Here is a 23,976-nt window from a genome sequence, read left to right as displayed (position 1 = left end):
TTCTATAAACAGCCGCACTGTTGACAGGCGGTCATAATTCCATTATTATCGGCAAAATCATAGGACTTCTCTTTGTCTTTGTGAAGATAAAGTCCGAAAGATTGTCCTTCATTCTGCCCTTTATGGTATTCCAATCCTTCATATTCCTATCAAGACAATCCTGAAGTGTTTCGGTAAGAAGCTTCTGAGCTTCAGTCATAAGCTCCTCGCTCTCTCTTACATACACAAAGCCTCTTGAAACCACATCAGGCCCTGCAAGGATATCTCCCGAAGCCCTGTCGATAGTTGCCACGGCAATGATAAGTCCGTCCTGAGCAAGATGTTTTCTGTCACGGAGAACTATTGCGCCAACGTCACCAACTCCAAGACCGTCCACAAGTACCTTTCCAGCAGGCACTTGTCCTGTTATCTTCATGTCAACGCCGTCTGTTTCGATAACGTTGCCTATATCAGCAATGATTATATTGCTCTCAGGGATTCCCACAGAAAGCGCCGTATCTCTGTGCTTCATAAGATGTTTATACTCACCGTGTACAGGGATAAAGAATTTTGGCTTTGTGATAGAAAGCAACAATTTCTGCTCTTCCTGACAAGCGTGTCCTGAAACGTGCACCTCATACATAGACTCATATATTACCTCTGCACCCAATCTCATAAGGTCGTTTACTACCTTTGTGACATACTTTTCATTGCCGGGGATAGGATTAGCCGAGATTATGATAAAGTCCATAGGAGTGATAGTAACGTTCCTATGCTCGTTTGCCGACATTCTTGTAAGCGCCGACATAGGCTCGCCCTGACTTCCCGTTGTGACGATGACCATTTTTTCAGGTGCATATCTCGATATAGTGTCGATATCCACAAGCACACCGTCAGGCACTTTAAGATAGCCAAGCTCGATGCCCTTTGAGATAACATTCACCATACTTCTGCCTGACACAGCCACTTTTCTGCCGTGTGTGACAGCGTTATTTATTATCTGCTGAACTCTGTGAACGTTTGAAGCGAAAGTGGCAATGATTATCCTCTTGCCCTCAGCCTTGTTGAAAAGCTTCACAAAGCTTTCGCCAACCTTGCGCTCGCTCATGGTATAGCCGGGTCTTTCAGCGTTTGTAGAGTCAGCCATAAGAGCCAAAACGCCCTTGTTTCCAAGCTCTGCAAATCTAGGCAGGTCGATTATACCGCCCTCGATAGGTGTATAGTCTACCTTGAAGTCACCAGTATGGATAAGCACACCAGCAGGGGTATGGATAGCCATTCCCACGGCATCAGGGATAGAGTGATTTACTCTTATAAACTCCACCGCCATACAGCCAAGCTTAACTGTCTGTCTTGGCGTTACAACGTTGAGTTTTACAGTTCCTAAAAGCCCATGCTCTTTCAGCTTGCCCTCAACAAGACCAAGGGTAAGCCTTGTGCCGTAAACAGGCACGTTGAATTTTTTCAGAAAATACGGCAGACCGCCTATATGATCCTCATGACCATGTGTAAGCACAACGCCCCTGAGCTTTTCCTGATTTTTCTCGACGTATGAGAAATCAGGGATAACGATATCAACGCCAGGCATTTCACTGTCAGGAAAAGCCAATCCGCAGTCGATAACGAACATATCGTTTGAACACTCGATAACAGTGAAATTCTTGCCTATCTCGTTAAGACCGCCAAGAGGGATTATCTTCACAGGCGTTCTTCTTACAGGCTCTTTCACTCTGTTCGCCGCAGGTCTTGGACGTCTTTGCTGAGTATTCTGCGGTTTTCTCTGTGGAGTTTCATTTCTCGGCTGAAGCGTTTTTTTCACACTGCCCGAAGCTCTCTGACTTTTTACACGGTCAAGCTCTTTTGAAGCCTGAGCCAGAGGTATCTCGCTCTTATTCTGTTTTTTTCTAAAAAAACGTTTTTGTGTAGGATTTTTTACTGTGTTGTTCTTTTCGTTCATAAAATAATGTACTTTGCCCTGCTGTACTCCGCTTTTAAGCCTTCAAAGGCACAAAATGCCGCAAAAAAGCAGCACAAACATACGGCAGGAGCAATTATCTCCTTCCTGCTGCATTTTATCATGCTCAAATAATATTCGATTTTTCCGTTTAGATTCAATATACCGCTGCGTTTGGGCTTTATTATCATGTGCTGTCAAAAACGCTTAAAGCCTCAAAGAAAGACAAAATGGTGTGATGAACGCAGTTTAAATACAGCGGCATGAGCCGCCTTTGTCCGAACAAAAATATCTGATTATATTGTACTCTATTTTCGTCTCAATGTCAATAGCAATTTATTACATTTATCTGAATATGCCCTTTATCCTGCTTGTTATATCCTCGCAAAAGGCAGCCGCCTGCTCGCAGCTCACACTTTCTGCAAACACTGTTATACCTTTTTTATCCCTCAGCGGTCTGATAACTGCGTGGGTCTTGCCCATTGTTATCTCACCCTCTGCCGAACAGCCAAGTTCTGAAAATATCTTTTCCTTGTTTTCACGGCTCATTGTTATGCCCACAAATCGGCTTGAAGTGTATGCGTCAGGCACATCACAGAGAGCTTTTTGCAGCGTTATCCCCTGCTCTGACAGATAAGACGTCACCGCTGACGCAAGGTAAAGTCCGTCATAGGCAAACATATTATGGGTCGAAACTGCAACGTCCTTTGCTATGTCAGCATTGTTTTCGTATCGGTAAAGCCTGCCACAGTGGTCTTCAGCAGCGGCATCGGCAATAGAGGGGAAATTCTCAGGCAATGCCACCGCAAGCCCCTTTTCAAAGCACACCCCTGCATACATTGCCACCAGCTTTTCCCACATGACATAGCTTGTTTTCTCACTGTAAGCTGATACTTTTGTGCCGTCTGCGGAAAGATTGAATATTATACGCTCGCCGTCTATATCGTTCCTGACGTGAAAGAGTCTGTCTGCAAGGATCGCCTTTTTAACATCATATGTGCGGATATCCACATTTACGCCTTTAAATCGGTCAGGCAGTATTTTTTCAAGCTCTGCAACGTATATCTCCCTCACCGCCGAAAAATCTGTCACACAACCCGTCTGAGAAAGCCCCACACTGCGATAAGCTCTGTCGTCAGCTATGCTTCCAATGCGGTCAAGAAGCTTCTCATCAGGCAACATTCCACCAGCCGAAATAAGCCTTGCATGACCTGAAATGTTTGCGCCAATGAGTATGCCGAACTCTCCGCCAAATCTGTTCACAGCATAAGAAAGCTCCGAAATGCCTGCTCTGCCTATACTGTACACGTTCACTCCAGCCTGACATATGCCGCAGTCAAGGGCTTTTTTGAGCAAAAGGCTTTCGTCAGAGCCATAAGCTGTCACTATACTTCCGCCTTTTTTTGCGGCGCTTGCGGCACAAATTCCAAAAAGCATAGCCTTTTGCGCTGTGGCTTCACCGCCCCACAAACTGCACTCGCCGTTTTCGTCTATGACAAGTCGGCTGTCAGATGATCTTTTCACGTTTTCATAAAACCTTGCACCCTTTTCAACAGTTTTTCCAGACCATATGCCCACTCCTTTTTCAATGACGGCTTCACTTGCGATATGAGCCTTTTCACCTATGACAGAATATTCACCGCACTTCACACCGTTGTCAAGGACAGCCCCACGGCATACCACTGCACTGTTTATATCACAGCGTTCAGATACCACCGAGCCTATGCCAACATATCCGTTCACCTTGCCGCCCTTTACAACAGCGTTATTGTCTATGACGCTTCCGCTTTCTATGACCGACCCTGACATGACAGAAACGTTCTCTCCTATATAAACAGGCTCACCTATTGCCGCACCGCTGAAATTATTTTCCGTCAGCCTTTGTGACATATTTTCGTTGTAAAGCATATGCCTTTGACAATCGAGAAAAGCATTAGGCGTTGTTATCCTTTTATAATAGCCTTTTCCGTCAAGCAGGACAGCTTCGCCACTTTTCACAGCCTCGGGGATAATATCCTCCGTCATATCCATAGGCTTTTCAGGATTAAGGCTTTCAATAAGCTCTCTTTTCACTATATATATGCCAGAAGGTTTGTTTTCAGTATCATAAGTCAGAGCCGTACAAAAGGTATCGTGGCTCAAATGAACTTTTATAATCTCATCAAGAGGGTGAGTGCATATACAGTTACATTCCACAGCAAGAATTTCTGTTTCATCGCACATTGCTGTTCTAACAGCCTGCACAGTGCTTTTGCCTGCGGTGTTTATCATATGGAGCTTTATCTTACCTGAGTATTTTTCATCAAGAAGCCTTTCTACCTGTTCAGAGCCATAGCCCACCGCAAGGACAGCTTCTTCAAAGCCTGCTTTCTCCAGCATTTCAAGAGTAAAAAGCAGAATTTCTTTTCCGCATAATCTCAGAAGAGCCGCAGGTCGCCTGTCTGTCATGGGCATCAATCTTTCTCCACGTCCTCCGCATAAAACAACAGCTTTCATATAATATGTTCCTCCGTTCATAATATTTGATTTAATGTATTATTGGAAAACATACCCACTGTTATTCATGTGAAAAAAATTTGCCGCCGCCCTTTTCAAGATAGAAAAAATATGCTATAATGTAGGATACGGCATAAAAGAAATTCTACGGAGGTGTATATAATGGAGCAGTTTACGGCTCTTAAAAGAAAAGCACTTGAAAAATATTTTTCACGAATGAACGACCAACAGCGCAAGGCTGTATTCAAAATAAAAGGACCTCTCCTTATACTGGCAGGAGCAGGAAGCGGCAAGACCACTGTTTTGGTAAACCGCATCGCAAACATGATATACTTCGGCAACGCATACAACACAGAGCAGACCTACGGCACGCCCTCTGAACAGGACATACAGTTTCTCAAAGACTACATTGACGGCAAGACAAATGACGCTTCTACCCTCGCAGACATTGTGGCATATGACTGCATAAAGCCGTGGAGCATACTTGCTATCACGTTCACAAACAAGGCGGCAGGCGAGCTTAAAGAACGTCTTGCAGGAATGTTGGGAGAGGCAGGTCAAGGCATAACGGCGGCGACTTTCCACTCCGCCTGCGCAAGGATACTCAGGCGAGAATGTGACAAGCTTGGATTTTCAAGCAGTTTCACCATTTATGATTCTGACGATTCTCAGAGAACTGTAAAAAGCATATTGAGAGAGCTTGGCATATCCGAGAAGATGTTTCCACCGAGAACGATACTCAGCGAGATATCCCACGCTAAAGACCTGCTCCAAGAGCCTGATGAATACATCGCCTCAGCCGCAGGAGATTATCGTAATCTGACCATAGGCAAGGTATACAAGCACTATCAGAAGAAGCTCAAAGCCGCAAACGCTATGGACTTCGACGACATGATCTGCCACACAGTCAAGCTTTTTGAGCAGTTTCCTGACGTCCTCGACCACTATCAGAACTTGTATAAATATATAATGGTAGACGAGTATCAGGACACCAACAAGGCTCAGTTCAGACTTGTTTCGCTGCTGTCACAGAAATTCCACAATCTGTGCGTTGTAGGTGATGACGACCAGAGTATCTACAAGTTCCGTGGTGCGACTATCGAGAACATCCTCAACTTCGAGGAGCAGTTCGACTGCAATGCTGACACTGATGTTATAAAGCTTGAACAGAATTATCGCTCGACCCAGAACATTCTTAACTGCGCAAATCAACTTATAAGCAACAATCAGGGAAGAAAGGGCAAAAATCTGTGGACAGCTTCGGGTGACGGTGAAAAGGTAACAGTATACAAGGCTTCAAGCGAGCGCAGTGAAGCAAAATTCGTGGCTGACACTATTTTAGAGGACATAAACAAGGGCAGAAAATACAATGACCATGCTATACTCTACCGAATGAACGCACAATTGAACGCTTTGGAGCAGACGTTCATACAAAGTGGAATACCATATAAAATAATAGGCGGTCTGAAATTCTATGACAGAAAGGAAATAAAGGATATCCTCGCTTATCTTTCTGTAATAAACAACCATTTTGACTTTCTCCGTCTGAGAAGAATAATCAACGAGCCGAAACGTGGTATCGGCGAAGCCACTGTAAACGCTCTTGAGCAGATAACCTCAGACCTTGGGGATTCACCTATCCACATCATGCAGGAAGCCGATATGCTTGCACCCCTTGTGAAGCGTTCAAAACAGCTTATGCCTGTGGGCGATATGCTCTCAGAGCTTACTGAGCTTTCTGACACTCTGCCACTTGCGGAGCTTTTGGACAAGCTTCTTGATATGACAGGCTACAAGCGTCATCTTGAAATGCAGGGCGACGAGGGTCTTACACGTCTTGAAAACATCAACGAGCTTAAATCCACCATGTCAAGCTACGAAGAAAATGCTGACGAGCCGTCGCTGTCGGGATTTTTGGAGGAAATATCACTTTACACTGACGTTGACAATCTCGACTCTGACGCTGACTATGTTGTGCTTATGACAATGCACTCTGCAAAGGGCCTTGAGTTCCCCATAGTTTTCGTGGTAGGCATGGAGGACAACATCTTCCCGTCATCAAGAAGTCTTGAATCGGAGGCTGACACGGAAGAGGAGCGCAGACTTGCATATGTTGCGGTGACACGAGCAAAGGAAAAGCTTTATCTTACCCACGCAGAGGAACGTATGCTTTATGGTCGCACTGACAGGAACAGGATATCACGCTTTATAAAAGAGCTTCCTGCCGATTGCATAGAAAAGCAAGCCGAGGAAACTAAGGCTTCACCTTATCTCAACGGCTATGAAAAGCCTCACAGCATGAGTTTGCAACAGCAATTGGCTCAGCGAAAGGCTGATAAGAGCAATTTTTCTGTTAATACTGAAACTTTCGCACCAGGCGACAGAGTTTTGCACAAGATATTCGGTGAAGGCACTGTTTTAAGCTCAAAACCTATGGCTAACGATACTCTTGTTGAGATAGCATTCGATAATCGTGGCACAAAGAAGATAATGGCAAATTACACGAAGATAAAAAAGATATAAAGATATAAAATAGAAAGATCCGCAGGGCGAAACAAAACGCTCTGCGGATCTTTTGCAATATAAAAGCCGTACACCAAAAAATGTACGGCATATTTTATGTATCAGATAACATCGTCTTCCTGATTTGGAATATTAAGCTGTTTCTTTGGAACACGCTTGATAGGATCATAGACCCACTTCTTACAGCTATAATCAGCGTCTACCAGACCCTGCTTCTCACAAAGGACCTTATTTCCTTCTCTTGATCTGTTGCCGAAAAGGCAGTAAGAACATGACGGTGAAATTCTGTTACCAAAATAGCTCTTCTTTGCCATGATTTATACAACTCCTTTAAGATAAGTTAATCTTTTTTCATTTGTTATTAATTATATCATACTGTTTTAGAAAATGCTAGTCTTTTCTTCAAAGTTAGTAATAAAATCATCATAATCAAGCAAAACGAGGGAACAAAATTGTTCACTTTGACGAATTTAACATTATTTATAACAGAAGTCAAAACTGAATCAGGAACAAAGAAAGGATAGATAAAACGGCATATGACAGCAGACAAAAAGGCTGATGTCAAACGTGAGATAAAAAACGGCACAAGGGAGAAATCCACGCCAAGTGCAGCTATTTGTATAATCACACACAGACCACCGAAGGAGCAGACAGCGGCTATAAATGGCAGAAGGTAAAATGGACTTCCCGAAAGCTCAGTGAGAGAGGTTATTTCAAGACAGCTTTTAACAAGCACAAGTTCGTTTTCTGACAGTGAAAACGAATTTTTCAGAAAACTGAACGCTCCGCAGTATTCAAGAGAGGACATAAACGCTCCGAAAAAGACTATCATAACGCAGATAACAAAAAGCGACTTTCCTGCCGAGATAACGCTGTCGGTGAACATTCTGCCGTCAAGTCTGAAAGTCGGCTTTGATGTTTTCTTATCCTCATTTATAGCTCTGCCGAGAACAAGTGCAGTGAGAAAATTTGCCGCTAGTATGGATACGAACACCGCAATGCCTGCTCCTGTACAACCAAACACCGCAAGACCCACTGTACCAGAATAAAAAGCAGGCCCTCCACAGCAGCAAAAGCAGGACATTATCTTTGCAGTACGCTGGGATATTATCTTTCTCTGACACAGATCCGAAAGAAGCTTCACTCCCACAGGATAGCCTGCGGTATTGCCAAGAAGAAATACAAAGAAAAGCTGAGGCGGTATGCCCATTATAAATCTCGATATAGGATAAAAAGGCATTGAAACGCAGTAGTAAAGCCCACTTGAAACAAGTATCTGCGACAGCGCCATAAAAACAAACAGCGACGGGATTATGATATTCATACAGCGGTCAACGGCTTCGGAGATACCAAGCTTTACGCTCTCGCCCCCTGATATGGTGATAATGCAGAACCATATGACCACCCCCGCAAGTATGTATATGCAAAGCTCCTTTGCAAGTCTTTTCAACATTTTTATTACCTCCCTACTTTTACTTTTTAAGTATATGTCAGTCTGTCTAATAATATAATTAAGCATAAGACAATGAACGGAGGACGCAAAAATGAAGAAGATACCATTTTTAAGCTTTTTCGGCATGACAAAAGAATTGACCGCACTAAGCTCATACATAAGCATAACTGACGACAGAGCCGCCGTTATCGAAAACTGCAAGCAGATAGTTGAGTGCAGCGAGATAATGGCAAAGGTGCTGACAGGCTCTTTTGAGATAGAGATATGGGGCAGCGGACTAACAATGTCAAATTTCTGCTCCGACAGCGTGGAGATAAGAGGAAAAATAGAGTCGGTCAAGCTTGTGTCAAGAAGTATCAGGGAGAGAGGATAATGATTTTCGGTTATATAGATTATGTTATCACAGGGGACAGCTTCACCAAGTTTTTCCGCAGGATAATGTCGGATAAGCTTCCCGTAAGCAAAATGTGTGAAAAGAACGAAAAGCTCACTTTGCGTATACCTGCGGAACACTGTAAGGCGCTTGAAAGACTATGCGATGAACTTGGGCTTGAATACACCGCCACAAAACGTCACGGAAGCTTTGTTCTTGCAAAACGTTTTTTGGGAAGAGGAGGACTTGTCATAGGCACTGCGGCTGTCATGCTTTCGTGCTTCTATCTATCAAACGTGGTGGTGAGGTTTGACATACTCAGTGATGATGAAAATATCAGAAAAGGCGTTATGTCGGTACTTAAAGAGGAGGGCGTTGAAACCGGCACTTATATCCCAAGCATTGATCTCATAGTCACAGAACGTGCGTTAAAACAAAAAGTGGAGGGCATATCATGGGCAGGCATAACACGCAAGGGTGACACGCTGATAATCGACGTTATTGAAACTGAGGGTGACACAAAGCGTGAGTCAAACCGCTATCCATCAAATCTTGTTGCCTGCGAAAACGGAGTTATCGAAAAAGTCGAGGTTTATGATGGACAGCTAAAGATACCTGTGGGAAGCGGTGTGACAAAGGGCGATATCGTTGTAGGCGGTGAGATCATCACATCAAAATCAAGCTGGATAGACGGCAAGGAAAATGTTGAAACAAAGACAAGCTATGCACGCTCAAAGGGTAAGATACTAGGCACTTTTGAGCGCACTGTCACATTCACACAGCCCTTTGAGGACAAAGCAGAAAAGACGACAGGCAAGAGAGATACAAAGCGTTTTTTCACTGTGTTTGACGCTGATATCCCTCTTTTTTTCTCAAAGCCTGAGGGTTACTGGAAAAATGAGCAGAGATATTCTCCTCTGTCGCTTTTCGGGCTTGAAATGCCTTTTGGCATAACCACCTGCGAACTTGAAGAATATAAATTTTCACAAGACACCCTGACAGAACAGCAGGCACTTGACGCCGTTCATGAAAAGGCGTATTTATATGAGGAAAATTTTCTCTCAGACTATGAGATTAAAGACCGACAAGTGGAGGATAATGTGACGGAAAACGGAGTAACCGCTACTGTAACATACACCCTATATGGCGAGCTTTGCAGAGAGGTGGAATTTTTTATTAAAAAATAATCAAAAAGTGTGAAAAGGTGCATAAAAAAAGTGTTAAATCTTACTGAGATTGTTGCAATCAGAGGAAAAATGTGATATAATAGCTTTGTATAATAGGTATATCAGAACAAAAAAAGAGGAAGTTGTGCTAATGGCGGAAAAACTTATCAGCGTGGACAGAATGGAAACTGTACTCAGCCTTTTCGGCAATTATGACGAGAATGTTAATCTTATCCAAAAAGAGTATAATGTTGTGATTCTCGGCAGAGGTGACGATATCAAGATAACAGGCGATGAGGAGAACGTATTTAACGCCTCGGAAGCTATAAATAGCCTTATTGCTCTTATCAACAAGGGCGAGGCTATCACTGAGCAGACTATAAGATATGTTTTCACACTTGTGCGTGAGGGCAAGCAGTATGAGATAAAGCATATGTCTGATGACGGCGTGTGCGTAACGGTGAGCGGAAAGCTCGTCAAGCCGAAAACTCTCGGTCAGAAAAGATATGTTGAAGCAATAAGGAAAAAGACTATCGTCATGGGCATTGGTCCTGCGGGAACAGGCAAGACTTATCTTGCGGTGGCAATGGCGGTAAAGGCTTTCAAGGCGCACGAGGTAGAGAAGATAATCCTCACACGTCCTGCGGTTGAAGCAGGAGAAAAGCTGGGCTTTCTTCCGGGCGACCTGCAATGTAAGGTAGACCCATATCTCAGACCGCTTTATGACGCACTTTTTGAAATGCTCGGTCCTGACACTTTCGCTAAACAGCAGGAGCGTGGCTGTATCGAAGTTGCTCCGCTGGCATACATGAGAGGACGTACTCTTGACGATTCTTTCATTATCCTTGATGAAGCGCAGAACACCACTCACGAGCAGATGAAGATGTTCCTTACACGTCTTGGATTCAACTCAAAGATAGTCATAACAGGCGATATAACGCAGATAGACCTGCCTGACCAGAGAAAGTCAGGACTTATTCAGGCAATGAACGTACTCAAAGGCATTGACGATATATCGATAAACAGATTTACCGACAAGGACGTTGTCCGTCACAAGCTTGTGCAGGACATAATCCTTGCTTATGAAAAATATAACAAAAAAGGAATGTGAAAAAGTAATGGGCAAGGTAAAAGTAATGATAACCAACAACCAGACAGAGGTAAAGATACCTGTTGGCATAAGGCTTCTTGTAAGACGCTGTTGCCATGCTGTGTTGGAATATGAGGGCCACAATGATGATTTTGAAGTTTCTGTATCTTTTGTGAATGACGAGCAGATACATGAGCTTAACAGGGAGCATAGAAACATAGACCGCTCAACAGATGTGCTGAGCTTTCCTCTTGGCGAGAACGGTGATTTTGACATGAACCACGAAACAGGCGCTTACCTGCTGGGAGATATAGTCATAAGCCTTGAAACTGCTTACCGTCAGGCTGAGATATATGGACATTCTCTTGAAAGAGAGATAGGCTTTTTGACAGTACATTCAATGCTTCATCTCCTTGGCTATGACCATGAAGAAAGCAATCTTCAGGAGAGGATAATGCGTGAAAAGGAAGAAGCTATACTTGGCAATCTGGGCATATCCCGTGACGCCACTTTCTTAGGCGAGCATGAACACAGGTAAAACAGGGATAGGACGTTTCTTCAAGGGCTTTGTTTATGCCTTTGAGGGCGTTGTGAGCTGCATAAAAACAGAGCGCAATATGCGTTTTCACATTGGCGCTGCAGTGCTTGTGATACTGCTTATGCGATTTTACGGGCTTAGCGCCGCCGAAACTGCCGCAGTTTATATCTGCATAGGGCTTGTTATTTCACTAGAGCTTGTGAACACGGCTGTTGAAGCCGCTGTGGATATGGCGTGTAAAGATAAAAATCCCCTTGCTAAAAAGGCGAAAGACTGTGCGGCAGGGGCTGTTCTCATTGCGGCGGTAGCTTCTGTGGCTGTGGGAATAAGGATATTCTGGGACTATTATGCTTTTATGGCTATAGCCTCTTATTTTGCAAGAAACATATGGCTAGGGATAGCTTTAGCCGCAGGTGTGATACTGTGGCTCGTATGGGTGTTCAAAACGCCTGCTGACAAAGATAAAAAAGATAAGGAAAAATATATATGAACAAGAAAAATGCAAATTCAAAAAATGCGTTCGTCACTATTGTTGGACGTGCGAACGCAGGCAAATCCTCATTGCTAAACGCACTTGTGGGCGAAAAGATAGCCGCAGTGAGCGACAAGCCGCAGACAACAAGAACAAAGATAACAGGTGTTCTCACAAAGGGAGAAACGCAGTTCGTTTTCATAGACACACCTGGTATGCACAAGGCTAAAAACAAGCTTTCCGAGCATATGCTCAACGCTGTGAACGAGTCTGTTGCAGGGGTTGACCTTATTATCCTTATGGCTGACTGCACAAAGAAAATATCCGAAAACGAGCGTGAGCTTGTAAAGGGCTTCAAGACAGGCAAGACTAAGGTGATACTTGTGCTGAACAAGATAGATCTTCTTGAAAACAAAGAGGATCTTATCGCAGTGATAGCAGAGTATTCAAAGCTTTTTGATTTTATAGATATCGTACCAGTGAGCGTTCTTGAAAAGGACGGTCTCGATATTATTATGGAAGATCTTGAAAAGAATGCTGTGGAGGGTCCGCACTACTTCCCTGATGATAAATTCACAGACCAGCCAGAAAAGGTCATAATGGCTGAGATAATAAGAGAAAAGGCACTCAATAACCTTAATGACGAAGTTCCTCATGGCATAGCTGTGACTATCGAACATCTTAACGAGCGTGAAAATAGAAACGGTGAAGCTATACTTGACGTTACCGCTACTATTTACTGTGAGAGAGAGTCACACAAGGGCATACTTATCGGAAAAGGCGGCTCTATGCTTAGAAAGATAGGTCAGGAAGCAAGAGCTGACCTTGAAGATTTCTTCCAGATAAAAGTAAATCTCCAGTGCTGGGTCAAGGTAAAAGAGGGCTGGAGAAACCGTGAGGGCATGATAAAGAATTTTGGTTTGGAATAAAGGCAACATATTTTTCCGCTTATAATGACCGCCAAAAAAGCTGATAATATCAGTAAGGCGGTGAATATCATGACTTTATGGGACAAGTTCTTTGAAAGCGGCAGGATAGAGGATTATCTCACATATGCCGCACACAGAAAAGAGGATACTGACAATGCTGACCTTTATGGGACTGATACTGAGGGAAAATGACAGGGGCGAAACAAGCAAATCCGTCACTGTCCTCACAGCAGAGCGTGGAGTCATAGATATATTTGTTCGTGGAGGCAGGAAAAGCACGAAAAATGCGTCATCAACGCAGCTTTTTGCATACTCTAAGCTGTGCGTTGAGGAAAAAAAGAACGCTAAAGACCAATCAATGTTTTTTCTCAACAGCAGTGAATCAGAGAAGCTTTTTTACAATATCAGGCTCGACCCTAAAAAAACGGCTCTTGCCTCTTACTTTTCTGAGCTTCTCATGTATATACGAACAGAGGAAAGCGGCTGTGACGAGATAATGCGGCTGACGCTGAACACACTTTATTTTCTCGATAAGGGCGACAGGGATAACGAACTTCTCAAATCTATATTTGAGTTTCGTCTGCTGTGTGAAGCAGGATTAAGACCTGCGCTTCTTGGCTGTTCGGTTTGCATGGCGTATGAAGCTGACATTATGCACTTCAATCTGTCAACAGGGGTCTTGGAGTGTGACAAATGCTGTTACAATCCTGACAGCATTTACGATATTGAATTAGACAGGACTATGCTATACATAGTCCGATTTATTGCACTGACAGAATATGAGCGGCTTTTTGCTTTCAAGATAAGCGAAAGATATCAGAAAAAACTGACGGCTTTTACAGAGCGGTTTGTGAGATATAATCTGAAAGGCAAGTTTCCGTCGCTTGATTTTTACAGACTTTTGTAGGCATTGCGTAGCTTTGCCTATTGTCATATTTTGAGGTATATATAATGGACGAAAGATTTTACGATTCGCTGGAGCTGAACAAAATTCTTGAAATGCTTTCAAAAGAATGCTCCAACGAAAAAACGAAAAAAATGGCTTTGGGGATAAAGCCTTGTTCTGATCTTTACACGGTCAAGAAAGAAACAGGCAAGACCGCCGAAGCCCTCGAACTCAGCGTGAGATACGGCACGCCGAATTTCTACAACATAAATGACGTATCAACTTACATCAAAAGAGCCGAGGCAGGCGGTGTGCTTTCTCTTGGAGAGCTTATCCAGATAAGACGCTTGCTTGCGCAGACCTATGAGCTTCACCACTGGTATGAGCAGTGTGAGAACAAGGACACTTCCCTTTCATATCTCTTTGAAATGCTCTATCCAAACAAGTATCTGCAACAGCGACTTGAAACGGCTATCATAGATGACACGAAGCTTTCTGACGACGCAAGTGCGGAGCTGAGAAGCATAAGACAGAAGATAACACGTTCAGGGCTTAAGATAAGAGAGACACTTGACAAGATGATAAAATCCCCGAGCACTCAGAAATATTTGCAGGAGAGCATTGTCACAATGCGTGACGGACGTTTCGTTCTTCCGGTAAAGACTGAGTTCAAGGGCAATGTCAGCGGTCTTGTTCATGACACTTCCGCAACAGGCTCAACGCTTTTTATCGAGCCTATGTCAGTAGTGGAAGCCAACAACGATATCCGCATTTTGCAGGGTCAGGAGCAGGACGAGATACACAGGATAATCGCTGAATTTTCCATGGAATGTGCCGAAATGAAAGACCAGCTCATTTCAAACTACAATGCGGTAACAGAGCTTAACCTTTATTTTGCCAAGGCAAACCTCGGTGCAAAAATGAGAGCAATGCTCCCTGAGATATCCAATGACGGTGTTATCGTGCTGAACAAGGCACGTCATCCTCTTATCGACCCGAAAAAGGTCGTGCCTATAAACTTTTCTATTGGCACTGACTATCACTCCCTGATAATAACAGGTCCTAACACGGGCGGTAAGACAGTTGTGCTTAAAACTGTGGGTCTGCTCACGCTTATGACAATGTGCGGTCTGCTTATCCCTGCGTCAGACGGAAGCAGGATATCTGTATATAAAAACGTGCTCGTTGATATCGGCGACCAGCAGTCTATAGAAAACAATTTGTCTACCTTCTCTTCTCACATAAGCAGAGTAAAAACCATACTTGACGAAGCGGACAGCGAAAGCCTTGTGCTTCTTGACGAGCTTGGTTCAGGCACTGACCCTGTGGAGGGTGCTGCGCTGGCGGTAGCTATAATCGAACGCATAAGGATATTCGGTGCGACGCTAGTTACAACTACTCACTATCAGGAGCTTAAGATGTACGCTATCGACACCCCTGACGTTGAGAACGCTTCATGCGAGTTTGACGTGCAGACTTTGCACCCGACATACAGGCTTATCATAGGCTCACCCGGTAAGTCCAACGCTTTTGCTATCTCTGAAAGTCTTGGTATCGACAAGGATATAATCAAGTACGCTGAGTCGCTTATTTCTGAGGATAACAGAAAGTTTGAAACTATCATAGACAATCTTGAACGCACAAGAATGCAGCTTGAAGAAAACAACAGGCTTGCGGAGAAATACCGTGCGGAAAGCGAGGCTCTCAGAAAAGAGCTTACAGAGCAGAAAGAGAAATTCTACGATCAGAAAGAAGCCGAGCTTGAAAAGGCAAGACGTGAGGCTCAGCAGATCGTAAATCGTGTTCAGCGTGAGTCGCAGGCGCTTATTGACGAGCTTGACAAACTGAGAAAAGAGAAAGAAAATCCGAACTTCACTCAGAAAGCCATTGACGCAAGGCACAAGCAGAAGTCCACAATGAACAAGCTTTACAGCGAGGCTAACCCTGTTTCTGAAAGCAGGAACGAGGGATATGTGTTGCCAAGGCCGCTGAAAAAGGGCGACAACGTGCTTATCGTTGACACAAACAGAAAGGGTATCATTATAACGCCCCCTGACAACAGCGGAATGTGCTTCATTCAGGCAGGCATAATGAAAACCAAGATAGATGTAAAGAAGCTTCAGCTTATTGAAAAACAACAGCCGCAAAAGCAGACAAAGAAGCCTGTTAAAAAAGGCGGAGTATCTAAAAACGGCATTGAGAGCCGTATGACACGAAAGGTATCCACCGAGCTTGATATCAGGGGCTATGCCGCAGACGAGGGCGTTCACGAAATGGAGCAGTTTATTTCTGACGCTATCATGTCAGGAGTGACGATGCTCACCATAATCCACGGCAGAGGCACCGGTATTCTCCGTGATGCCATAAGGCGCGCGCTTAAACACCACCCGTCTGTAAAATCATTCAGAAAAGGCGTTTACGGAGAGGGTGAGGACGGCGTAACCATAGTCGAACTTAAATAATCACATATCACCGCATTTTGGTATATAATAAGCCAAAGGCGGTGATTTTTTTGAGTGTTCACAAGCGTTCTTTGAAGAACAGACTTTCATATATACTGCTGACTTTTATCGTTGTTCTTGCACTGCTCACGACTGTGTTTTTTGCACAGCTTTCAAGGCACATCAGCGAAATAAGCGAGTTTGAAAGCAAGCAGGCGGCACTTGACGTGATAAATGCGGCCATAAACAGAGAGCTTGAAAAACTGCCCCAGAGCAGTTATATAAAGATATCTGAAACTGACGGCAGGATAACCTCCATAAACAGCGATACGAACGCTGTTAACAGGCTTCAAAGCAGTGTTTCAAGGGCTGTGAACGAAAGTCTTTCACAGCTTGAGGGTACAAAACTCAGCGTACCCATCGGCACACTTTCAGGAATAAATATCCTCACAGGCAGAGGTTTTGACATACCATTGCGGCTTCATCAGATAGGTGCGGCAAAAACAGAGCTTAAAAGCGATTTAACGGAAGCAGGGATAAATCAGACAAAATACAGCCTTTATCTCACTGTGACCATAGAAATGACAGCCATTCTTCCTGCACACTCTACGGATATCGTGGTGAGCTATGACTATCCCGTTAGCGAAACTGTTATCATAGGGGAGATACCTGATATGTACTTAGACAAGGGAAAAGGCTGATTTTTTCGCAGTTTATAGAAAAAAGGCTTGTATTTCACCAGCAATTATGGTATAATATAAAGGGCAATACCGCATAAGGCACGCCTAACGGCTTTGCACGCAATCTGCTTGCAGATTTTCCGTTATCTCGCACAGAAACTCCTTGAAATACGGAAGTATTCCTGCGTCGTTTCTATACAAGCTAACGAAAAATCTGGCTACGCATCTTGCGTACAATCCTTATGTGGTATTGCCCTGCGTATGATATGCCGTAAAAAGTTGGCAGAAATGGAGTTGTGTTATTTTGAACGAACAGGACGCTAAAAAACGTATAGACGAGCTTGTGAAGCTTTTGAATTATCACTCTCAGCTTTACTATGTTGAGGACAGGAACGAGATCACAGACTATGAATACGATATGCTCCAGCAGGAACTAAAGGGTCTTGAGGAGCAGTTTCCGCAGTTTATCAGAAGCGACTCCCCTACTCAGCGTGTAGGCGGCAAGGCGATATCAATATTTGAGAAAGTCACACACCGTGTGCAAATGGGTTCTTTGCAGGACGTTTTTTCCTTTGAACAGGTGAGAAGCTTTATTGAGACAGTTCAGCAGACTGTGGATAAACCGCAATTCGTTGTTGAGCCTAAAATAGACGGGCTTTCGGTATCCCTTGAATATCATAACGGTGAGCTTGCCATAGGTTCTACCCGTGGTGACGGCTTTGTGGGCGAGGACGTTACTTCTAATCTGAAAACTGTAAAGTCCATTCCTATAAAAATAAATGAGGAACTGCCTTTGATAGAAGTCAGAGGTGAAACATATATGCCGAGAAATATTTTTCTGAACCTTGTTAAAGAGCAGGAGGATAATGACGAGCAGCCTTTCAAAAATCCTAGAAACGCCGCCGCAGGTTCTCTCAGGCAGAAAGACCCTAAGATAGCGGCAAAAAGAAAGCTTGATATCTTTGTGTTCAATGTTCAGCAGATAGAGGGCAAGGAGCTTACTTCCCACAAGGAGTCTCTTGACTATCTGAAAACACTGGGATTTAAGACTATCCCTGATTACAAGCGTGTGTCTACCGCTGATGAGGTCATAGGCTGCATAAAGGCTATCGGAGAAAAGCGTTTTGACCTGCCATTCGATATTGACGGCGTTGTTATAAAGGTTGACGATTTCAGACAGCGTGAGATACTTGGTGCAACTGCAAAAGTGCCAAAGTGGGCTGTTGCTTACAAGTTTCCGCCTGAGGAAAAGACCTCAAAGCTGCTCGATATAGAGCTTAACGTGGGCAGAACTGGTGCTATAACACCTGTGGCCGTGTTTGAGCCTGTTTTTCTTGCAGGCACGAGCGTTTCAAGGGCGACCCTACACAATCAGGATTTTATAAGAGAGAAAAACATTTCCGTGGGTGATATCATCAAGGTGCGCAAGGCTGGAGATATAATCCCTGAGGTACTTGGCTCTGTGGAAAAGCATGGCAACGGAGTTTTCACGCTCCCTGAGTGCTGTCCTGTATGCGGAACAAAGCTTGTGAAGTCCGAGGAAGAAGCGGCGGTAAGGTGTCCGAACGTTGAATGTCCTGCGCAGATATTCAGAAGCATTGTTCACTTTGCTTCAAAGGGCGCAATGAACATTGACGGTCTTGGTCCGCAGATAGTTCACACCCTTCTTGACAACAAGCTTATCACCTCTGTGGCTGACCTTTACACTCTGAGCGAAAACAAGCTTTTACAGCTTGACAACTTCAAGGAAAAATCAGTGAACAATCTGCTTAGTGCTATAGAAAAGTCAAAGTCCAATTCTTTGGACAGATTGGTGTTTGGTCTGGGCATAAGAAATATCGGACAGGCTTCTGCGAAGCTTCTGTGCGACAAGTTCGGCGACCTTGACAATATCATGAACGCTTCCGCAGAGCAGATATCCGAGATAGACGGCTTTGGCGGCGTAATGGCGCAAAGCGTTTACAATGCTTTCCATGAAGAGCATATGATAGAGCTTATTCAAAGGCTCAAAGAATGTGGGATAAACACAAAGTATGAGAAAATACAGATAGACGACCGCTTTGCAGGAAAGACTTTTGTTCTCACAGGCACTTTGCCGACGCTTAAAAGAAGTGAGGCAAAGGCACTTATTGAAAAATACGGCGGCAAGGCAAGCGGCTCAGTGTCCAAAAAAACGGACTATGTTCTTGCAGGTGAGGAAGCAGGAAGCAAGCTTGATAAAGCGCAGCAGCTCGGTATCGAAATAATCACCGAAGAACAGTTCAAGGATATGATAAAATAAGATAATATCTTTTTATATAAATAAAACAGGAGGAATGTAAAATGAATATTGACATTAAACACATTGCCAAGCTGGCAAGACTTCGCATCGAAGACGATCAGCTTGATAAGTTTGAGTCAGAAATGCAGAACATCGTGGGAATGGTTGAAAAGCTCCCCGACATTCAGGACGAAATGACCCTTGACCCTGACAACCCGATGATACTCAGAAAAGACGTGGCTGTTCAGGATAAATTCACAAGACAGGAGCTTATGCAGAACGCTCCTCAGGTAAAGGCAGGCTGTCTTGTCGTGCCTAAAACAGTAGAGTAAGGAGTGTTATAATTGGAACTTTTTGAAAGAAATGCCTGCGACTTGTCAGAAATGATAAAGAACAAGGAAATAAGCTCCGCAGAGCTTACAAAGTCTGTTTTTGACAGAATAAAAGCAGTTGAGGGCAAGGTAGACGCTTATCTGACACTTGACGAAGAAAACGCTATGAAAAAAGCCGCTGAGATAGATGAAAAGCTTGCAAAGGGCGAGGAACTTTCACCTTTGGCTGGTATACCTGTTGGTATCAAGGACAATATCTCAACAAAGGGTCTGAGAACAACTTGTGCGTCAAAAATGCTTGGCAATTATGTTCCGCCTTTCAATGCAACTGTAATGAACAAGCTTGACGATATCGTTGTAACAGGCAAGCTCAACATGGACGAGTTCGCTATGGGTTCATCAACTGAGAACTCACATTTTAAGCCTACTAAAAACCCATTTGATACAGAGAGGATACCTGGCGGTTCATCAGGCGGATCTGCTGCGGCTGTTGCTGCAAGAGAGGCTATCGTTACTCTTGGTTCTGATACAGGCGGATCTATCAGACAGCCTGCTTCATACTGCGGCGTTGTAGGTCTGAAGCCTACATACGGCAGCGTTTCAAGATACGGTCTTGTTGCTTTCGCTTCATCACTGGATCAGATCGGACCTCTCGGCATGTGCGTAAAGGACGTTGCTATGGTACAGTCTGCTATCGTTGGTCATGACAAGTATGACGCTACTTCTTCCTATAGAGAGTATCCTGATTTTGCGGCTGACCTTAAAGCTGACGTAAAGGGTCTGAGGATAGGTATCCCAAAGGAGTATTTCGGCGAGGGTATCGACCCATTCGTTAAGCAGTCTGTAATGAACGCTGTGAAAGAGCTTGAAAAGCAGGGCGCAACTGTAAAGGAGATCTCTCTGCCGTCTACAGATTATGCACTTTCATCATACTACATCATTTCTTCTGCAGAAGCTTCTTCAAACCTTGCAAGATTTGACGGTGTAAGATACGGCTTCAGAGCTGAAGAATATGACGGACTTGTTGATATGTACGAGAGAACACGTTCAGAGGGCTTCGGCGACGAAGTAAAGAGAAGAATAATGCTCGGCACATTCGTGCTTTCATCAGGTTTCTATGACGCTTACTACAAGAAAGCAAAGCTCGTTCAGAAGAGAATAATGCAGGAGTTCGCATCTCAGTTCGCTGACGTTGACGTTATCGCTACTCCTACAGTTCCGTCAACAGCATTCAAGATCGGTGAAAACACTGACGATCCCCTTAAAATGTACGCAAACGATGTCTGCACTGTTACAGTGAACATTGCAGGTCTGCCTGCAATAAGCATTCCTTGTGCATATGACGACAAGGGTCTGCCTGTTGGTATGCAGCTTATCGGCGGAAAGTTTACAGAGCAGCGTCTGCTTAACACAGCTTATGCTTATGAGCAGCTTGTTGGCGGATTCAAAATGCCTGAGCTTTAAGGAAAGGGGTCACAAAAATGGTAAAAGGCTACGAAGTTGTAATCGGTCTTGAAACTCATGCTGAGCTTAATACCGAGTCTAAAATATACTGCGACTGCAAGAACCAGTTCGGTCTTGAAGTCAATTCACAGGTTTGCCCTATCTGCATGGGTATGCCTGGCACACTGCCTACTCTTAACGAAAAGGTAGTTGATTATGCAATAAGAATGGGTCACGCACTCAACTGCGAGATAAACCGTGTCTGCAAGCAGGACAGAAAGAACTATTTCTACCCTGACCTGCCAAAGGCTTATCAGATATCACAGGCAGAAGTTCCTCTCTGCGGTAAGGGTTATGTTGATATCCTTGTTGACGGCGAGGAAAGAAGAATAGGTATCACAAGAATACACATCGAGGAGGACGCAGGTAAGCTTCTTCACTCTGACAAGTTCCATGGTGTATCACTTGTTGACCTTAACCGCTGCGGTGTTCCGCTTATCGAGATAGTTTCTGAGCCTGATATGCGTTCCTCACAGGAAGCAAAGGTTTATCTTGAAACACTTAAATCTATCCTACAGTATCTTGGCATATGCGACTGTAAGATGCAGGAAGGCTCTATCAGATGTGATGTAAACGTATCTGTTCACAAGCCTGGCGAGCCATTCGGCACACGTTCTGAGATGAAGAACGTAAACAGCTTCTCTGCCGCTGTAAGAGGTATAGACTACGAGGTAGAAAGACAGATAGCTGTTCTTGAAGCAGGCGGAAAGGTCGAGCAGGAAACACGCCGTTGGGACGACGAAAAGGGAATGAGCATTCCAATGCGTTCAAAAGAGGACGCACAGGATTATCGTTACTTCCCTGAGCCGGACCTGCTCACTATCGTTGTTGAGCAGGAGCGTGTTGACGAGCTTAAAAAGAGTATCCCAGAGCTTCCAAACGTAAAGATACTCAGATATGTAAAGAAGTTCGGTCTGAACATAAAGGACGCAACGTTTATAGCTGAGTCTGTTTCCCTTGCAAAGCTTTTTGACGATTGCATGGCAAAGGACAAGTTCCCTGCAAAGTGCTATACAACATGGATACTTGGCGACCTTGTTAAGTACATGAACGCAACAGGCAAGACTCTCGAAGATACAAAGCTCACTGCTGACAATCTTACTGACCTTGCCGCTGCTATCGAAGCAAAGACCATTTCCAACGCTGGCGGAAAGAAAGTTTTTGCAGTTCTTCTTGAAGAGGACAAAAAGGTAAGCGACATTATCGAGGAGCAGGGTCTTGCACAGGTTTCTGATGACAGCGCACTTGAAAAGATCGCTGACGAAGTTCTTGCCGCAAACGAAAAGTCTGTAAATGACTACAAGGGCGGAAAGACAAATGCTCTGGGCTATCTGGTAGGTCAGTGCATGAAGGCTTCAAAGGGCAAGGCTAACCCTGGAAAAATGAAAGAGATAATTCTTGCAAAGCTTGGCTGAGCGCAGAAAAATCTGATATAACGAAAGAGGATCGCATTTGCGGTCCTCTTTTTTGTACTCATATAAGTTTTCCGTAACAAAACTCGCCATCTGACGAGGTTATCTCTATCTTTAAAAGCTGTCGGCGCAAAGAAACGTCCTCGCTGTCCCTTGGAATTTTCACAGTAACATAATTTGGTGCATGACCCTGATGCCACTGAGGGCTTGTTTCCTTTTCAAATAAAACCTCTTGCACTGTGCCAACAAGGCTTTTGAGATACAAAGCCTTTGTTTCGTTACATACATCTGCCATTTGAGCCGCACGACTGTGCTTGGTCTTGCGGTCGAGCTGACCTTTCATTTTGTCGGCAACAGTGGTAGGTCTGCGTGAATACGGGAAAATATGCGTTTCTGCAAAAGATATCTTCTTTGCAAATGCCAGCGACTTTTCAAATTCCTCGTCAGTTTCCTGGGGAAAGCCCACCATTATGTCGGTGGTTATAGCGCAGTTTGGAAAATGCCTGCGAAGCTTCTCGCAAAGCTCAGCATACTCCACCGTATCATAATGGCGATTCATGCGCTTCAAAGTTTCGTCACAGCCACTTTGCAGGGAAAGATGAAAATGCGGACAGAGCTTTTCAAGCTTTGACATTCGCAGAATATCTTCATCTGAAATAAGCTCAGGCTCAACAGAGCCGATACGCACTCTGTAATCGCCATCACAGCCGCAAGCGGCTTCAACAGCGTCAATGAGCCGTGTGCCGTTTTTGAAGTCTCTGCCGTAACAGCAAAGATTTATGCCCGTGAGGATTATCTCCTTATGACCTGAGTCAACGAGCTGCTGAACTTCAGGAGCGATATCCTCCAAAGGTTTTGAGCAGATGTGTCCTCTCGCAGTGGGGATAATACAGTAGGTGCAATACTGATCACAGCCGTCTTGAATTTTGATATACGCACGAGTTTTTTGGTCAGCACCTGAGTTTGTCATTTTCTCAAAAGCCTCTCCCCTCTCACGAGGAACTATCCTGATAATACGCTCGCCACTTGTGATATACTTTTTTATAAGGGCAGGTATCTCCTTTTTTGCACCTGTGCCAACTATGATACCGCACTCGTCAAGAGCAGAAGCTTCCTTTTCAAAAGCCTGCGGAAAACAGCCTGCCAAAACTATCAGACACTCAGGATTGGCTTTTTTTATCTTGTGGATAAGCTGTCGGCATTTTGAGTCCGACTGAGCGGTAACAGTGCAGGAATTTACAACACAGACCTCTGCATCAGCATAATCCTCAGTGACCTCATACCCCTCGGACAGCATTGCTTCCTTTATATTTTCAGTTTCATATTGGTTTACCTTGCAGCCGAATGTATAGAAAAAGGCTTTCATATTTGATTTCCTTTCAGTAGCCAAATGTTTATAATGCACAATAAATCACAATAATATATGTGCATATTGCATAAATCTAAACTTTGATTTTTATCACTCTTGACTATTGTACCATATTTTAAT

General features: G+C 44.0%; 20 protein-coding genes. 15 read left to right on the top strand and 5 right to left on the bottom strand.

The window, feature by feature from the left end; translation table 11 throughout:
• Positions 1–31 precede the first annotated feature (31 nt).
• Together RBI_RS05000 and RBI_RS04990 are read right to left on the bottom strand one after the other, a co-directional pair.
• Complete coding sequence (locus tag RBI_RS05000) at positions 32–1,936, bottom strand: ribonuclease J (protein ID WP_081855966.1); 1,905 nt, start codon at positions 1,934–1,936, stop codon at positions 32–34.
• Positions 1,937–2,278: 342 nt separating this feature from the next.
• Positions 2,279–4,429, bottom strand: coding sequence for a sugar phosphate nucleotidyltransferase (locus tag RBI_RS04990; RefSeq protein ID WP_038671486.1), 2,151 nt, complete (start codon positions 4,427–4,429; stop codon positions 2,279–2,281).
• 162 nt (positions 4,430–4,591) lie between these two features.
• Here RBI_RS04990 and RBI_RS04985 point away from each other — a divergent pair, with 162 nt between their 5' ends.
• A complete protein-coding gene (locus RBI_RS04985) occupies positions 4,592–6,952 on the top strand; it encodes an ATP-dependent helicase (protein WP_038671484.1) in 2,361 nt (786 codons plus the stop codon).
• 101 nt (positions 6,953–7,053) lie between these two features.
• Here RBI_RS04985 and RBI_RS04980 read toward each other — a convergent pair whose 3' ends face one another.
• Positions 7,054–7,266 carry a hypothetical protein gene (locus RBI_RS04980; RefSeq protein WP_022287813.1) on the bottom strand — a complete coding sequence of 71 codons (213 nt, stop codon included), beginning with the start codon at positions 7,264–7,266 and terminating at the stop codon, positions 7,054–7,056.
• Positions 7,267–7,322: 56 nt separating this feature from the next.
• Positions 7,323–8,405: a hypothetical protein gene (locus RBI_RS04975; protein ID WP_051706468.1), complete on the bottom strand. Its 1,083-nt coding sequence runs from the start codon at positions 8,403–8,405 to the stop codon at positions 7,323–7,325.
• A gap of 91 nt (positions 8,406–8,496) precedes the next feature.
• On the opposite strand from RBI_RS04975, the gene RBI_RS04970 reads away from it, so the two are divergent.
• The 14 genes from RBI_RS04970 (at position 8,497) to gatB (ending at position 22,490) form a co-directional block, all read left to right on the top strand.
• Positions 8,497–8,778, top strand: a complete 282-nt coding sequence (locus RBI_RS04970) for a YabP/YqfC family sporulation protein (RefSeq protein WP_022287811.1) — start codon at positions 8,497–8,499, stop codon at positions 8,776–8,778.
• Complete coding sequence (locus tag RBI_RS04965; protein ID WP_051706465.1) at positions 8,778–9,965, top strand: sporulation protein YqfD; 1,188 nt, start codon at positions 8,778–8,780, stop codon at positions 9,963–9,965. Before RBI_RS04970 ends, RBI_RS04965 begins: the two co-directional genes overlap by 1 nt.
• 130 nt (positions 9,966–10,095) lie before the next feature.
• Positions 10,096–11,055, top strand: a complete 960-nt coding sequence (locus RBI_RS04960) for a PhoH family protein (protein WP_038671482.1) — start codon at positions 10,096–10,098, stop codon at positions 11,053–11,055.
• 7 nt (positions 11,056–11,062) lie between these two features.
• Positions 11,063–11,572: an rRNA maturation RNase YbeY gene (ybeY, locus tag RBI_RS04955; RefSeq protein WP_038673115.1), complete on the top strand. Its 510-nt coding sequence runs from the start codon at positions 11,063–11,065 to the stop codon at positions 11,570–11,572.
• Positions 11,559–12,062, top strand: coding sequence for a diacylglycerol kinase family protein (locus RBI_RS04950; protein ID WP_081855963.1), 504 nt, complete (start codon positions 11,559–11,561; stop codon positions 12,060–12,062). The genes ybeY and RBI_RS04950 overlap by 14 nt, the downstream gene beginning before the upstream one ends.
• A complete protein-coding gene (gene era, locus RBI_RS04945) occupies positions 12,059–12,973 on the top strand; it encodes a GTPase Era (protein ID WP_038671481.1) in 915 nt (304 codons plus the stop codon). The genes RBI_RS04950 and era overlap by 4 nt, the downstream gene beginning before the upstream one ends.
• Before the next feature lie 69 nt (positions 12,974–13,042).
• Positions 13,043–13,165, top strand: coding sequence for a hypothetical protein (locus RBI_RS15410; RefSeq protein ID WP_022287805.1), 123 nt, complete (start codon positions 13,043–13,045; stop codon positions 13,163–13,165).
• The gene (recO, locus tag RBI_RS04940) at positions 13,128–13,880 is read left to right on the top strand and encodes a DNA repair protein RecO (protein WP_038671479.1); all 753 of its coding nucleotides are present in this window, start codon (positions 13,128–13,130) and stop codon (positions 13,878–13,880) included. Before RBI_RS15410 ends, recO begins: the two co-directional genes overlap by 38 nt.
• A gap of 44 nt (positions 13,881–13,924) precedes the next feature.
• Positions 13,925–16,321 (top strand): endonuclease MutS2, encoded by a 2,397-nt coding sequence (locus RBI_RS04935; protein WP_038671477.1) that lies wholly within the window; start codon positions 13,925–13,927, stop codon positions 16,319–16,321.
• Between the two features lie 50 nt (positions 16,322–16,371).
• Positions 16,372–17,001: a sporulation protein YunB gene (gene yunB / locus RBI_RS04930; protein ID WP_038671475.1), complete on the top strand. Its 630-nt coding sequence runs from the start codon at positions 16,372–16,374 to the stop codon at positions 16,999–17,001.
• 283 nt (positions 17,002–17,284) lie between these two features.
• Entirely contained in the window at positions 17,285–19,261 is a 1,977-nt protein-coding gene (gene ligA / locus RBI_RS04925) for an NAD-dependent DNA ligase LigA (protein ID WP_038671473.1), read from the top strand.
• A gap of 41 nt (positions 19,262–19,302) precedes the next feature.
• Positions 19,303–19,572, top strand: a complete 270-nt coding sequence (gatC, locus tag RBI_RS04920) for an Asp-tRNA(Asn)/Glu-tRNA(Gln) amidotransferase subunit GatC (RefSeq protein ID WP_038671471.1) — start codon at positions 19,303–19,305, stop codon at positions 19,570–19,572.
• 12 nt (positions 19,573–19,584) lie between these two features.
• Entirely contained in the window at positions 19,585–21,036 is a 1,452-nt protein-coding gene (gatA, locus tag RBI_RS04915; RefSeq protein WP_038671469.1) for an Asp-tRNA(Asn)/Glu-tRNA(Gln) amidotransferase subunit GatA, read from the top strand.
• A 17-nt stretch (positions 21,037–21,053) separates the two neighbouring features.
• Positions 21,054–22,490, top strand: a complete 1,437-nt coding sequence (gatB, locus tag RBI_RS04910) for an Asp-tRNA(Asn)/Glu-tRNA(Gln) amidotransferase subunit GatB (protein WP_022287798.1) — start codon at positions 21,054–21,056, stop codon at positions 22,488–22,490.
• Positions 22,491–22,548: 58 nt separating this feature from the next.
• On the opposite strand, the gene mtaB is transcribed toward gatB, so the two are convergent.
• Positions 22,549–23,853: a tRNA (N(6)-L-threonylcarbamoyladenosine(37)-C(2))-methylthiotransferase MtaB gene (mtaB, locus tag RBI_RS04905; protein WP_038671467.1), complete on the bottom strand. Its 1,305-nt coding sequence runs from the start codon at positions 23,851–23,853 to the stop codon at positions 22,549–22,551.
• Positions 23,854–23,976: the final 123 nt, after the last annotated feature.

Source organism: Ruminococcus bicirculans (ex Wegman et al. 2014) (genome assembly GCF_000723465.1).
GTDB classification, from domain to species: Bacteria; Bacillota; Clostridia; order Oscillospirales; family Ruminococcaceae; genus Hominimerdicola; species Hominimerdicola aceti.
The sequence above is the reverse complement of the archived record's forward strand: the minus strand, read 5'-3'. Positions and strand labels throughout refer to the sequence as shown.

Bases quoted from the DNA above. Each gene is read 5' to 3' on its own strand.
- RBI_RS04960 (WP_038671482.1), top strand. From the start codon at position 10,096: ATGGCGGAAAAACTTATCAGCGTGGACAGAATGGAAACTGTACTCAGC.
- ybeY (WP_038673115.1), top strand. From the start codon at position 11,063: ATGGGCAAGGTAAAAGTAATGATAACCAACAACCAGACAGAGGTAAAG.
- gatC (WP_038671471.1), top strand. From the start codon at position 19,303: ATGAATATTGACATTAAACACATTGCCAAGCTGGCAAGACTTCGCATC.
- RBI_RS04985 (WP_038671484.1), top strand. From the start codon at position 4,592: ATGGAGCAGTTTACGGCTCTTAAAAGAAAAGCACTTGAAAAATATTTT.
- RBI_RS05000 (WP_081855966.1), bottom strand. From the start codon at position 1,936: ATGAACGAAAAGAACAACACAGTAAAAAATCCTACACAAAAACGTTTT.
- RBI_RS04965 (WP_051706465.1), top strand. From the start codon at position 8,778: ATGATTTTCGGTTATATAGATTATGTTATCACAGGGGACAGCTTCACC.
- RBI_RS04935 (WP_038671477.1), top strand. From the start codon at position 13,925: ATGGACGAAAGATTTTACGATTCGCTGGAGCTGAACAAAATTCTTGAA.
- RBI_RS04970 (WP_022287811.1), top strand. From the start codon at position 8,497: ATGAAGAAGATACCATTTTTAAGCTTTTTCGGCATGACAAAAGAATTG.
- RBI_RS04975 (WP_051706468.1), bottom strand. From the start codon at position 8,405: ATGTTGAAAAGACTTGCAAAGGAGCTTTGCATATACATACTTGCGGGG.
- RBI_RS15410 (WP_022287805.1), top strand. From the start codon at position 13,043: ATGACTTTATGGGACAAGTTCTTTGAAAGCGGCAGGATAGAGGATTAT.
- RBI_RS04980 (WP_022287813.1), bottom strand. From the start codon at position 7,266: ATGGCAAAGAAGAGCTATTTTGGTAACAGAATTTCACCGTCATGTTCT.
- recO (WP_038671479.1), top strand. From the start codon at position 13,128: ATGCTGACCTTTATGGGACTGATACTGAGGGAAAATGACAGGGGCGAA.
- gatB (WP_022287798.1), top strand. From the start codon at position 21,054: ATGGTAAAAGGCTACGAAGTTGTAATCGGTCTTGAAACTCATGCTGAG.
- mtaB (WP_038671467.1), bottom strand. From the start codon at position 23,853: ATGAAAGCCTTTTTCTATACATTCGGCTGCAAGGTAAACCAATATGAA.
- RBI_RS04950 (WP_081855963.1), top strand. From the start codon at position 11,559: ATGAACACAGGTAAAACAGGGATAGGACGTTTCTTCAAGGGCTTTGTT.
- RBI_RS04990 (WP_038671486.1), bottom strand. From the start codon at position 4,429: ATGAAAGCTGTTGTTTTATGCGGAGGACGTGGAGAAAGATTGATGCCC.
- era (WP_038671481.1), top strand. From the start codon at position 12,059: ATGAACAAGAAAAATGCAAATTCAAAAAATGCGTTCGTCACTATTGTT.